The 13,362-nt window shown below is 47.8% G+C and carries 12 protein-coding genes and 1 pseudogene; all 13 read right to left on the reverse strand.

The window, feature by feature from the left end; genetic code table 11:
• Positions 1–6: 6 nt before the first annotated feature.
• Positions 7–2,457, reverse strand: coding sequence for a glycosyltransferase (locus tag B9A14_RS12080; RefSeq protein ID WP_084665929.1), 2,451 nt, complete (start codon positions 2,455–2,457; stop codon positions 7–9).
• Positions 2,414–4,540, reverse strand: coding sequence for a glycosyltransferase (locus B9A14_RS12085; protein ID WP_084665930.1), 2,127 nt, complete (start codon positions 4,538–4,540; stop codon positions 2,414–2,416). Before B9A14_RS12085 ends, B9A14_RS12080 begins: the two co-directional genes overlap by 44 nt.
• A 92-nt stretch (positions 4,541–4,632) precedes the next feature.
• The gene (locus tag B9A14_RS12090) at positions 4,633–5,403 is read right to left on the reverse strand and encodes a DUF6385 domain-containing protein (RefSeq protein ID WP_084665931.1); all 771 of its coding nucleotides are present in this window, start codon (positions 5,401–5,403) and stop codon (positions 4,633–4,635) included.
• Between the two features lie 129 nt (positions 5,404–5,532).
• Positions 5,533–6,285, reverse strand: a complete 753-nt coding sequence (gene sigF, locus B9A14_RS12095; RefSeq protein ID WP_084667134.1) for an RNA polymerase sporulation sigma factor SigF — start codon at positions 6,283–6,285, stop codon at positions 5,533–5,535.
• A gap of 34 nt (positions 6,286–6,319) precedes the next feature.
• Entirely contained in the window at positions 6,320–6,772 is a 453-nt protein-coding gene (gene spoIIAB, locus B9A14_RS12100) for an anti-sigma F factor (RefSeq protein ID WP_084665932.1), read from the reverse strand.
• A 66-nt stretch (positions 6,773–6,838) separates the two neighbouring features.
• Positions 6,839–7,186: an anti-sigma F factor antagonist gene (gene spoIIAA / locus B9A14_RS12105; RefSeq protein ID WP_157109951.1), complete on the reverse strand. Its 348-nt coding sequence runs from the start codon at positions 7,184–7,186 to the stop codon at positions 6,839–6,841.
• An 80-nt stretch (positions 7,187–7,266) separates the two neighbouring features.
• Positions 7,267–8,544 carry a D-alanyl-D-alanine carboxypeptidase family protein gene (locus B9A14_RS12110; RefSeq protein WP_084665934.1) on the reverse strand — a complete coding sequence of 426 codons (1,278 nt, stop codon included), beginning with the start codon at positions 8,542–8,544 and terminating at the stop codon, positions 7,267–7,269.
• 34 nt (positions 8,545–8,578) lie between these two features.
• Entirely contained in the window at positions 8,579–9,466 is an 888-nt protein-coding gene (xerD, locus tag B9A14_RS12115; protein WP_084665935.1) for a site-specific tyrosine recombinase XerD, read from the reverse strand.
• A gap of 105 nt (positions 9,467–9,571) precedes the next feature.
• Complete coding sequence (locus B9A14_RS12120) at positions 9,572–9,820, reverse strand: hypothetical protein (protein ID WP_084665936.1); 249 nt, start codon at positions 9,818–9,820, stop codon at positions 9,572–9,574.
• Between the two features lie 15 nt (positions 9,821–9,835).
• Complete coding sequence (spoIIM, locus tag B9A14_RS12125) at positions 9,836–10,444, reverse strand: stage II sporulation protein M (RefSeq protein WP_084665937.1); 609 nt, start codon at positions 10,442–10,444, stop codon at positions 9,836–9,838.
• 46 nt (positions 10,445–10,490) lie between these two features.
• Complete coding sequence (locus B9A14_RS12130) at positions 10,491–11,027, reverse strand: NUDIX domain-containing protein (RefSeq protein WP_084665938.1); 537 nt, start codon at positions 11,025–11,027, stop codon at positions 10,491–10,493.
• Positions 11,028–11,065: 38 nt separating this feature from the next.
• Positions 11,066–11,827 (reverse strand): sporulation transcription factor Spo0A, encoded by a 762-nt coding sequence (spo0A, locus tag B9A14_RS18315; protein ID WP_231968018.1) that lies wholly within the window; start codon positions 11,825–11,827, stop codon positions 11,066–11,068.
• 213 nt (positions 11,828–12,040) lie between these two features.
• Positions 12,041–13,294, reverse strand: a pseudogene (gene spoIVB, locus B9A14_RS18320) (SpoIVB peptidase); the annotation flags it as partial.
• Positions 13,295–13,362: the final 68 nt, after the last annotated feature.

Here is a 13,362-nt window from a genome sequence, read left to right on the forward strand (position 1 = left end):
TCCTTTTTATTGGATACCAATATTGAACATCTCCCCCTGGGCCACTCCTTCTAGCAACGCAGAGATTTTATCCCAAACTGTCTTTAAGGCCGGAGAAAAACCGCCGCTTTTAAGACCCTGGATACAACACTGGCCGGCCAATCCTAGCTGGAGGCCAGCGAGCTTAAGGAATAGGGATTTTAGAGGAGACTGCTCGAGGAACTCTTTGGCTTTCTGAAGAAAGATTTGACCTAGGTCTGGCCTATCCAGACGATAAAAGACTTCAGCTAAGAGCAGGCTTTCTCGGAAGCAAGAAGGTAAAGAAAGGCTATACAACCTGAACAGGCAACTTACCGTATCATACCTTTGTACCAGCAGGCGGCAAAAAGGCAACAGCAGCGTGGAAAGGCCTTGTCTTTTCTTTAGGAAAGCCTCTAATAACTCCTCGGCTTCCTCTAGCCATCCCATTTTTTCTAGCCCTTCAGCCAGGGCAGCGGCCGTACGGAAACTGCCGATCCCATAGGGAAAGGTATAGCGATACCAAGGGGGATCTCCCATTTGCAGGGCCTTCTCCCAGGCTTGCCTAGCTCCTGGCCAGTTACCAAGATGAAATTCTAGCATCCCTTCTAAGTACCACAGACTAGTAAAGTCGGGGAAAGCTTCTTGCCCCTGCCGAACTATCTTGAGCCCCTGCTGGAATTCCTTAAGCTCTAGGCAGCAAACAGCCATCTTAAAATAGAGATCAGCAAGGATACCGCTCCCCTTTAACGCAGTAAAAGCTTTATAAAACTCTTCCAAAGCACCCCGGAAATCACTTTGCTGGAATAGTTCTACTCCCAGGGCATAGCGAGCATAACCATCACCAGGTTGGAAGTTAAGCCAGGAAGTAAGAAGAGCAGTGTTCCTATAACTTTTCTTTTGTAGCCCAGCCCTTTTAAGGTAACCCCAGTGGTCGATATGGATCTCTACCGGGGCTAGGCTACTAGGTCCACTGTAGCTAATTATGGACTGGCTTATTTCTTCATGTAGGGTTCCCGAAAAGTTAAACTCCGGTTTGTTTCTAAACAGCCTACAGATGGCATCTACCACGAAGTCCTCTGGATCCCCCCATCCGAAATAATTGACCACTTTAAGATAAAAGCCCTGTAGCTCCCCGGCAGTAGCTATTAACTGGCGTAGGCGTTTATGCTCTTCAGTACGCAAGGTCTCGTCCGCATCCAGGACCAAAATCCACTCATACCTGGCTAACCTCAAAGCGAAATTGCGGGCTAGAGCAAAATCGTTCATCCAGGGAAAGGTATAAACTTGAGCGCCATAGCTCTGAGCGATCTCCCGGGTCCTGTCCTCTGAACCTGTATCCACTACCACAATCTCATCTACTACCTGGGCTGCGCTATCTAAGCACCTGGCTAAATTTCTTTCTTCGTCCCGCACGATCATACACAAGCTTATCCCTGGTAAAAGGTGGTGGCATAGCCTTTCCCGCTCTAGAAGGGCTAAAGCTTCCCGAACTCCGACTTCGGCTTTAAAGGTTCCCACCCCTTTCTCGGAAACGTATTGATAAGGAGCCTCTCCCAAGGCCAAGCAAGCCCGGTACAACTCTAAGGCTTCCGTAAAGCGCCCCAGGGAGTAAAAGAGAGTAGCTTTAAGGAAAACCAGGTCCGTATAATCTGGGTATAGCTTGAGGTAGCGATCTATGGTCTCCAATGCTTCCTGGTATTGGTTTAAAAGCATCAAGGTTTGGATCTTTTTCTTGCCCAGGAGGGGTGCGAAGCTTAACGCTGGCGAAGTTAACCTTTCAGCCTCATTAAAGTATCTTAAGGCCTGAGGGAACTCTCCACTTCGTAAGTATTCGGTGGCTAGATTAAAAAGGAGAAAACCGGTCTTGGGCCCCCGCTCATATTCTGCCTTAAGGATAGCTAGATTGCGTTTAGTTTTTTCTTTCTGGGCCACCATTTTGCCCTGGTAACCGAAATGTTTAATCTTTATATCTAGGACACCGAATTTAGCCTGGGGATTCTGCTCCAGGATGGAATCTATAATCTGCTCATGAATGGCTCCTTTAAACCGGTGGCGGGGATGGTTCCGGAATAGCCGTAAAGAGGGCTGTTTTATACAGTTGCCCTGGTCATCGAAGTTCAAAATATGGAGGAAAAATCCATCCATATCTGTATGGGCTAGGTAAGCCAAGCAGGATAGGTTCTCATGCAAAACTTCCTCGTCGGCATCCAAAAAGAGTATCCATTCACCCCGAGCGCGCTCCAAGCCCGCATTACGCGCCAGGCTAAAATCATCCCGCCAAGGTTCCTCCAAAACTAAAGCGCCATATTCTTTAGCGATTTCCCTAGTCCGGTCCTGGGAGCCGGTATCCACAATAATTATCTCGTCCACCCAGTCCTTGATGCTTTCTAGACATTTGGGAAGGTTAGCTTCTTCATCCTTGACGATCATACATAGGCTGATGGTGGCTTTCTTCAACCGGAACCCCCCTTCTGGCTCTAAGTTGAAGTTGGCAATCCTTAACCCGGGTTAGGATATCTTTTACCTCGGGGCTATCGGGGAAATGGGCAAGAGTTTCCTTAAGAGTTTGGCAGGTTTGCTTAAGGAGTACTTCTACTAGCTCTTCATAATACTCCTTTTTCTCCGGGTTTAAACGAATGGCCTGGTGTAAAAGTTGCTCGGCTTCCCACAGCGCCTGGCGCTGGGCACAGATAAACCCTAACATATAAAAGAGATCATCCCGGGATAGGCCGGCCTCCAGGGCTCGTAAAAGCTCGTCGGCCGCCTCTAAGTAAAACTTATGGTTAAAAAGAGCCCGGCCCAAGAGGTAACATAACTCGGCCTCCTGTTCGGTACCCCCTTCCGTCGAAGTTTCCTTCGGCGCTGAGCTCGCTTCCGTACTTGCTTCCTTAAAAGAGGTTTCAGCTCTAGTCTGGGGCAGGATCAGGGTCGCAGCCATCCTGGCGAGATCCCAGTTGTTCACCTGTACCAGCTTGACTATCAGGCCCTCTAGGGTGACAACATCCAATTCATCAGCCGGTTCTTCACCCCACATTATTTTCCTGTTAAGAACTTCCAAAATGGAATAAAGCTTATCATCCCGGCCCCGAAGTTTGGTGATCCAGGGCAAGGAATTCTTTCGGGGCCTGGTGGACCAATTGCAAATGCAAATGTATAAGAGGGCGTCAAGGTAATAAGGGCTTTCCGGTCCGATCTCTACGCACTGGTATTTCGCCTCCTCCCATCGGTTTAGTTGCATCAAAGCTTTGGCCTTAAGTAGGCGGATCTCATCTGTCTTGGTACCCGTGCGGAGAAGATATTCGTTGAGATAGAGCAAGCATCCATAGTAATCTCCACTGGAATAAAGAAGGTCCACTACCTGGAGCAATTGTGGGAAGCTTGTTATTTTAATGTGGTCCTGGATATAGGCCCTCACTTGTAACGGCTCGTGTAACACCCTTTTCAAAACCCTGCCCAGGCTGGAAAGGAGCCCTGGGAGCTCGGGCTGGAGGTGAAAAGCTTTTTGATAGTAATTAATAGCTAATTCATAGTAGCCACATTTTTCCATTAATTCTCCTAACTTATATAGGGCGAGGTAGCTTCCTACACCTATACTAGTAACGTACCGGGCAGGAGCCTCCCCTAACTCTAGACAACGTAGGAATGCATCTTGGGACTGGGTATAGCGTTCCAACTGTTCCAGAGCCTGGCCCCGAAGGTAATGGAGATCAGTATAATCTGGAAAATAACTTAGCCCTCTCTCTGCTACTTCCAGGGCGCGTAAGGGTTGGTTATCTTTTAATAATGCTATAGCATAATTACGGAAAAAGGTTGGGGCATATCCAGCCCTTATATCTATCTTCTGCTCTACATTTTCCCATTCCCGCAGCGCACCAGCTAAATCGCCAGCCTCATATAGGGCCACGCCCAGATTGTAACGTAGATAGCTATCTTGGGGAGCTTTTTCCATTTGCTTTTGTAAAATATCCAGGTTACGGGAGACTTTATTTCGTGAGCCTACCACCTCCTGTTTGTAACCATGGTGGTAAATGTAAAGGCCAGAATCCCAGAGCTGGGCAGAGGGATTAGTGGCCAATATAGATGGTACTATCTGCTCATGTAGAGCACCCTGGAACCTGTACCCAGGTCGGTTGCGAAAAAGCCGCAAGCTAAGGTGGCGTAACCCTTGATCCCCGGTTTCGCCTGCCGTAGGGCTTATGATACGGAAATAGTATCCCTCCACTTTAGGATCTTTAAGTAGCTGCAAGAAGGCTTCCTTATCCACCTCTACCAACTCTTCATCGGCATCTAGATACAAAATCCAGTCTCCAGTGGCCTGCTCAAGGGATAAGTTTCTAGCCGCGCTAAAGTCCTGACCCCATTCGAAGGTTATTACTTTCGCACCGTATTGCCTGGCTATATCTATAGTGCGATCAGTGGAACCTGTATCCACCACGATTATCTCATCCACCACATTCCTTGCGCTGCTCAGACACTTTTCCAAGTAAGCCTCTTCATTTTTTACGATCATACACAAGCTTACAGTGGGCTCCTTTTTCAAACTTGGTCACTCCTTAATTCATGGGCGGGCTGCTGGCCCAAGAAAGTGCCAACAGCCCCAGATCAATAGATTATTAGCTATATTAAATAGATTTAGCTCGCCTGCTTCTGGAAGAAGACATCCAGAGTAGTAGGTTGGCCAGCGGTAGTAGATTTATAAGCTAAGCGGGTGTAGCGCAAAAAGGTTTTGGCTACAAAGGTATCGGTAGCACCGCTAGCAATGGTACGGGCTGCTACATCTGTAAAGAAAGTGATCTGGTCCGGGCTCACATCTAACCTGACATCGGCTGAGTTAGGCCCTTTATTGTATACATAAAAGGTATACATAGTTTGGGTGGAAGTATCTACATAGCTTAAGCCGGTAAAGGTGTCTCCGGTAATTACATTAAGGAAATTCGTTTCGCTAAAGGTGGGTGTGGTATTAACATTCCCGCTGACAGTTACAGAGTCCGAAATGCTCCTTATTTCTAACCTGCCTGCGGCATCAGTGCGGATGGCCTGATTAGTAGTACCGTCGAAGCCGTAAATGGCGATGGAGTCTGTGGCCTGGCTTAAGGCCCGGATATCTAAATCGGTAGCCGCCACAGTTACTATATCTGAGATGCCCCGGATCTGCAAGTTGCCAGCAGCATCTGTACGGATGGGTCGATTGGTTGTACCATCAAAGCCGTAAATAGCTATAGAATCGGTGGCATTGGTTAGGTCGCGGATGTCGAGGTCAGTAGCCGTTATGGTGATGGTATCCGAAATCCCCCGAATCTGCAGGTTACCGTCGGCATCGGTACGTATGGGTACGTCCTGGGAACCGAAGATTCTTGTACGTAAAGTTGCGGGATCGTAGTTGAATACTACATTGTTGGGCACGGTGTCTCACTCCCTTTTTATGGTTTAAGCTTTCACCTCCTAGTCCCTTAAGAATTGTTCGCATGTATGTAAAATTATCATTTAGCTCTATCCCATATATATGACATCAAGGAAAAAGTTGTTAACGGATTATCTAGATCCCAAAAGCTCCCGCAGGCGAGCCAGGGCCTGGCGCTCTATACGCGAGATCTGTACCTGGGAGAGGCCTAGCCTTTCCGCTACCTCAGTCTGGGTTTTGTCCTGGAAAAAGCGCATAACTATTACCTTCCGGTGTTTTTCCGGCAGTTTGAGCAGTACCTCCTTTAGAGCTATCTTGTCCAGCCAGACGGGCTCCTGCTCGTTCTCATCTTGGAGCTGATCTAAGACGTAGATGGGATCTCCATCATCCTGATAGATGGTCTCATGGATAGAGCCCGGTGATTGGATGGCTTCCAAGGCAGCCACGATTTCCTCCCGGGAAAGATCTAGAGCTTGGGCGATTTCATTTATGCCAGGTTCCCGCCCCAGTTTTTTGGCTAACTCTTCCCGGGTACGATTGACCTTGAAAGCCGTCTCCTTTAGAGAGCGGCTTACCTTTACCGAATTATCATCCCGGAGGAAACGTTTTATTTCCCCCAAGATCATGGGTACCGCGTAGGTAGAGAATTTAACTTGGTAGCTTAAATCGAACTTATCGATGGCTTTAATTAACCCTATGGTACCAATCTGGAAGAGATCTTCTAGTTCGTAGCCCCGGTTTTCAAAACGCTGGACTATGTTAAACACAAGCTTTAAATTACAGTTGATCAAGCGCTCCCTGGCCTCTTGGTCCCCCTCCTTGGCGCGGCGTAAAAGCTCTAATGTCTCTTCCTCTGATAACAGAGGAAACCGGGGCAGGTTCATCTCTGATAAGCGCAATTTTCCCGCCCCCTACCCCTTAGGCGGTAGTAACCGACGGGTTCAACTTTTTCCTCATGACTACCCGGGTGCCCCGTCCCTCTTCTGAAGTAACTTCTAGCTCGTCCATGAAAGATTGCATAAAGGCAAAGCCCAGACCCATCCTTTCGGGATCGGTAGAATAGGCTGGTTGCATAGCCTGGGCAATATCCGGTATCCCTTTACCATCATCCTCTACAATGATCTCTAATCCATCCTGTAGCCGGTTAACAGTTACACGTACCCATCCTCGCGGTTCCCCACCGTAACCGTGGATGATGGCGTTAGCTACTGCTTCCGAAACGGCTACTTTTATTTCTTCCATCTCGTTTAAAGTTATATCAGCCTGGGCGGCAAGGGCTGCTACAGCCACCCGGGCCAGGCCCACGTTTTCCGGCAGGCTTAAAAATTCTAAGCGCATGGTATTTAATACTTCTCCATTCCCTCGAGTCATACTTCCATCCCTCCCCCTACTATTCTAGATTTGCCTATACTCCTTTCTGGATTAATGGGTATCGTGTTACCCCCTCCCGCCCTTTTGGAGATATTCCTCCGGTTCTTCTCCTACTATATCTATGATTTTACTTAAGCCTGAAAGATCCAAAAGGCGACGCACCTGAGGCTGAGGTCGGCATATCACCACCTTACCCCCTTTTTGGCTTAGACGCCGATAGCGCCCTAGGATCACCCCCAGGCCCGAGCTATCCATAAAGGAAACTCCCTCCAGATCCAGGTAAAGTAGGTGGGCTCTGGCATGATCCAGGCTAGCCTCTAGTTCCTGCCGTAGCCTCTCTGCTGTGCTTAGGTCCACCTCACCTTTAATCCTAGCTATAAGGACTGGGCCCTCTTGGCTAAAAAATACCTGCAAAATAAAAACCCCCCCGAATAGATTTACGGGGAGGTATTTTTCGCCATAAGCCATCTTTTTTCCTGCAAAAATATGGTAAATTAGGGGTGAAAAGTGAACACTGCTCGTATAACCCGCTGGATCTCTTGTTTTAAGGTAGCCCGGGATACAGCCTGGCTAGCTAAAAGATCTACACGGTTTATTTCCTGGCCATCTTCCAAGACTACTACCTCACCCAGTTTCTGCCCTTCCTTTACCGGCGCCCTTATAAACCCCGGCAGTTCCAACCGGGTAGTGATGCGATCTTCTTGCTTGCCTACCCTGGGTACTACTGCTCCTACTTTGCTAGAAGCCACGACCGGGATCCTTTCTATGCGTCCCTTATCTACACCTATTTCAGCCACCGTTTCTCCAGGGTTGTAAATTTTATGCCATTTCCACTGGCGAAAGGCCCAGTTATACAACTTCATGGATTCCGTAAAGTGACCACGGGGCGTCTCCACACCCATGACTACAGCAATAAGTCTTAATCCTTCCCTTTCCACCGTAGAAACCAAGTTAAGGCCGGCTGCCTCAGTATATCCTGTTTTAAAACCGTCGGTCCCCGGGTACCAGTATAACATTTTGTTGGTAGTATCTAAGATGGTTAACGGATCCTGGCGGAAGGTGTAACGCTTTATAGAGGTCCATTCTAATATCTTAGGGTATTTTAAGGCGTACCGGGCAATCAAAGCCATATCATAAGGAGTTGTATAATGGTTAGGATCGTGGAGGCCGTGGCAATTGGTAAAGTGGGTATTTTTAAGACCCAACTCTTTAGCCTTCTTATTCATTAACTCTACAAAGGCTTCCTCCGAGCCAGCAATATGCTCAGCTACCGCTACACTAGCATCGTTGGCTGAAGCTACTGCGATAGCTATGAGGAGTTTCTCCAAAGGGAAGACTTCGCCCTCGGCCAGGAACACCTCCGCACCTCCAAAACTTTCGGCCCTCTCACTAGTCCGTACAGGGTCATCCAGGCTGACCTGGCCACTAGCTACAGCGTCCATGGCCACCACCATGGTCATAAGCTTGGTCATACTGGCAGGATAGCCCTTAAAATGGGCGTTTTGTTCCCATAAGACCTTACCCGTCTGGGGGTCCATAAGAATAGCACCCTTGGCATTAAGCTTTAGGGTGGGAGCTCCCTGGGGTGTTACAGCAGCCGGAGAGGAGGTATCTACTTTAGAGGTATCAAGGGAGCTTTCCGCAGACGAGGACGCAGAGCTCGTAGGTGAGTTTACCCTACCAGCCTCCGTCTCACCTACTGCTTGCCAGGATAATGCTCCCAGGCTAAAGAAAAAAGTTAACGCCAGGGCAAAAGCCACCAACCTCCGCAACTCTTCTCCCCCCTATTTCTCTAAAAATACATATTCAAGACCGGGGGTGGGTATGATTGTAAACTTCTCTAATTTTTTTCTGAGTCAAGTGGGTATATATTTGGGTGGTACTTATATCAGCATGGCCTAACAGTTCTTGGACCGCGCGTAGGTCAGCACCGTTTTCCAGGAGGTGGGTGGCAAAGGAGTGGCGTAAGGTATGTGGAGTAATATTAGAGGAAAGACCCGCTGCCTTGGCATAGGCTTTGATGATTTTCCAGCAGCCCTGGCGGGAAAGCCTTTTGCCCTGATGGTTTAAAAATAAAGCCTTCTCGCGCTTATCTTTAAGGAGCCTACCTCGGCCGTGCTGGAGATAATTCTGCAAATGAAAACAGGCGATGGAACCTATGGGGATAACCCTTTCCCGGGACCCCTTACCCATACAACGCACGTATTTTTCTTTTAGGTTTACTTGGTCTACATTTAGGGCTACCAGCTCTGAAACCCGGAGCCCACTAGCGTAGAGGAGCTCTAACATGGCCTTATCCCGGAGGCCGGAGGGAGTTTTAGGCTGGGGCTGACAGAGAAGAAGTTCTACTTCTTGTACGCTTAAAACTTGAGGTAGCCTTTTAACCTGGCGAGGGGATTCTAGGGTGGCGGTAGGATCAGCCCCCAAGATACCTTCCCGAAGTAAAAACTGGTAAAAAGATCGGATGGCGGCCAGGTGCTGGCTGACAGTGGCCGGGGAACGCCCTTGTTTTTTTAGATGCATTAAATAAGCTACAATGAGACCGCGATTGGAATCCTTAAGGGAAGTTACCCCAGCTTTAGATAGGTAATTAAGGAATTGCTCCAAGTCGCTATGGTAAGAGGCTAATGTATTTTCGGCCAGCCCCCGCTCTATAGCCAAGTAATACAAGAAATCGTCCAAAAGTTCCCGCACAACCCTTCACCGTTCCCTATAGTTTACCATTTTATTTCCACATCTCCTGGTAAACTCCTCCATCACTACGCAAAAAAATAACCCCGCTCACGGGAAATTGGAGTTTTAAGGGGTCTGGCGGGGCTGTTGACCTTGATAATATTCTTTAAGCTTAACTAATAAGCCTTCCCAAAAACTAGATCTCTCCTGGCCCTGACTAGTAAATACCTTCTCTTTAGTACTTACAGGCGGGAGGTTATCCCGCGCAGCTTGTCGGGAAAAAATCTCGCCTAAAAAAATTACAGAGATAACTAGTAATCCTGCTAATACCCATACGAGTTTGCGCCGCCAGTTAGTGATAGTTACTACTAGCACTCCCCTTCCCCCTCCCTAAAGATTTAAGACAACCCTTATTACCGGAGGTATTAAGTAGGCTTCCACGAGCCCACCAAGGGTGGACATTATAGCCAGAGCAACCATGGCTAAAGAGTACGCAATTAATTGCCGGGCAAAACTACTACCAGAGGCGCGTCCTTTCCAAAGACCCAGGGAAAAGGATAAAGATAAAATCCCAGACCAAAATAAGGCGGGCAACCGCAAAAGATTGGGGGGCAAGACAGATACTAGGGCGAGGATCACACCTGCTAACGCTTTTTCCTGGACCAAAAAGGCTACCGTAAAACCTAATATAAACCCCTTGCTAAAGATAGTCACTAGCACAAAGGGTGCTCCTATAACCGTCAAACCTAAAAAATAAAGGAAGCCAATCTCTTTTAGGCCCTGCCAGGTCGCTTGGTACAGGAGGGAACCCGGTGCAGGAATGGCCGTGGCAATTTGGCTAAGCAGGTTATCCACATAGGCTATAAGCTTAAGCTCTTGCCCCTGGCCCATGACCAAAACTGCACCGGCACCCACCACAGTACCGACCAGGAGGCTTAGGCCCACTAGCATATACATACCAAAATTTTCCTCCAGGTGCCTGACCAGGGCCTCCTCCACTATTCTGGTCCTCCTTAACAAGGTTTTTCCCCTATAATGGATATGCTTAGCTGGTAAATTTATACCTGACCACCAGCAAACCTAAGATGGTTTTAGCATCCGCGATCTCACCCTTGCGGACCTTCTCCAAGGCCTCCTCCAAGGGAAGGGCTACTATCTGTAAAAATTCGTCCTGGTCAGGGGCAGCCTCCCTCGGAGATAGTTCTGTGGCTAAAAAAAGATGCATAATTTCATTAGAAAATCCAGGCGTGGTATAAAACGTAAGAAGGGGTTCCCACCGCTTTGCCTCTATCCCTGCCTCTTCCTTAAGCTCCCGTCGTGCACAATCCAAGGGGTCCTCCCCTTCTTCCAGCTTACCAGCAGGTATTTCTAGGGTTATTTGACCTATGGGATAACGGTACTGCCTTACAAGATAAACACGGCCATCCCCCTCCAAGGCAACTACACCAATAGCACCAGAATGTTCCACTACCTCCCGGCTGGCTTGTTGTCCATTCGGTAGTTCTACAATATCGCGCCGCAAGTTTAAAATTTTGCCGCTATAGATCCGCTCGGATTTAAGACATTTTTCTTCTAGTAGCAAGCCAAATCTTACCCCTTTCTGTTTTTCCTTCTTATCCCTTAGTTTATTTTAGCTCCGATGCGGAGTTTATCGGCTACCATGGCTATAAACTCTGAATTAGTAGGTTTCCCTCTTTCCATGTTGATGGTGTATCCGAAAAACTTGGTCATCATCTCCACATTACCCCGGTCCCAGGCGAGCTCAATAGCATGTCGGATAGCCCTTTCCACCCGGCTAGGGGTGGTCATATATTTACGCGCTATCATGGGATAAAGCTCCTTAGTTACTGCACCTAATAGGTTCATATCCTCTATGACTAGGAGGATGGCCTCCCGGAGATACTGATATCCCTTGATATGGGCCGGAATACCCATTTGATGGAGAATCTTAGTAACTTCCACGTCCATATTACGATTGCGCACCACCGGAGAGGAGGTGGAAAAGGACTGGCCGTTAGCTAGCTGACGCAAGCGATTACCTAAAACCTCCAAATCAAAGGGTTTGAGTATGTAATAATCAGCACCCAACTCTAAAGTCCGTATAGTCATGGCTTCTTGCCCCAAAGTAGTAAGAACTACAATCTTGGGACGGTGTTCCCATTCAGCTAAACGTTCAAGCACCCCAATGCCGTCGAGATGGGGCATAATAATATCCAACACTACGATGTCCGGCTCGTGTTCCCGGATAAGCTGCAGTGTCTCATGTCCATTGTGGGCTATGCCCGTCAAAATCAAATCCGGCTGTTCATTAAAAAATTCCTCCAGTACCTCACAAAATTCACGATTATCGTCTGCAATTAAAACTTTTATAGGCTGGCCCATTAAATGCACCCCGCCTTCTAGCATTTTCCTGTTAACCGGGCAATAGATTTCGACGTGAGATAGGGATAATCCTTCCAATCGCAATAAAACCAAAAACTTTTGCTTCTCCGGCAAAAAACGCGTAAAAGTATAAGCCAGGCTACCAGGAAGCTTTACCAAAAATATCCTGATAGCCTGGCGAGAAGAAATTTCTTCCCAAAGCCCAGCTTCTTTAACCATCCATTCGGCCAGTACTCCATAGCCTCTAGCTGGATCATTTACAAAAACATGGGTTATAGCTCCTACCAACCGGCCATCTTGGATAATGGGGCTCCCGCTCATTCCCTGGATGATCCCGCCTGTCAAGGTTAATAACCGGGGATCTGTTATGCGAATAATTAAGCCTTTACCATGGGGGTATTGCTGGGGTAACACCTTCTCAATATAAGCCTTAAACCTTTCTACTTGTTCTCCCGAGATTACAGTTAATATTTCTGCTTCTCCAGGATGAACCTGCGAAACTAGGGCTACAGGGATGGGCTCAGGATATGGCCCCGGAGCAGGCCTTCCCTCTAATATACCAAAGATACCGAATTCAGTATTTTTTTGTATTATACCGCTAAATTCTCCCTTGTCCAGAAATACCCCCACCTTTTCCCCTGGGTACCCCCGGCGACCTTGGTGAATACCCTGGACCAAAGCAGCCACTATACGCCCTCCAGTGATACTTATCTCCCTCTGGCTTCCTTCCGGAACCACTTTATGACCTAGGGCCCCGTAGATGCCCCGTACCGGATCGTAAAAGGTTAAAGTACCTACCCCTGCTGTGCTATCCCGGACATAAAGCCCAAGGCGATAACGTCTCGTCTTGGGGCAGTATTCAGGTTTTACTTTAGCCGTAAAGGTATGCTGTCCCCGGCGTACTAAGAGTTCAGCTTCACGGCCGGCTCTCCCAGCAGCATCTATTAACTGAGCTAAAGCTTCTTCGCTAGTGACTTCTTGCCCATCCACAGCTAAAATGGTATCGCCCACCGCCAAGCCGGCTAGTCGTCCCGGGTATTTTGTCTTTCCAGGAGCCGTTTCCACCCCAGCTTCTCCCACTACCACTACACCTTGGGTACGCAGAAGGATACCGATAGAGTGACCCCCAGGGATTACAGATACTGGCTTTATTACTTGAACTTTAATGTTTTTCAAAGGAATAAGACCAAAAAGCTTTAATTCTAGGTGTAAATCTCCAGCAGCCCAAGTCTTAATTTTTCCGTTTGCGCAAAAGATGCGGTCAACATCTTGGCCGTCATATAGGAACCAGCTTAAGCCTTTCTCTAAGAAAGAAGGTAATTCCCAATTAAGGTTAATATTTTCTCCTAATGCAACCTGTTGTTCTTCCGGTAGAGCGAAAAAACCACGCACCGGTGGGGAAAGATATCCTAAGAATAGAATAAAGGCTAATATTACACCTAAAAGTTGGCGTTTTAGGTTTTTCAAGACCTCACCTCGCTTTTTTCTTTTTTAGTGGTCTAAAAATAAAATGCCCCGCTTAGCCGCTTTTATGC

This window comes from Thermanaeromonas toyohensis ToBE, assembly GCF_900176005.1.
Lineage (GTDB): Bacteria > Bacillota > DSM-521 > Neomoorellales > Neomoorellaceae > Thermanaeromonas > Thermanaeromonas toyohensis.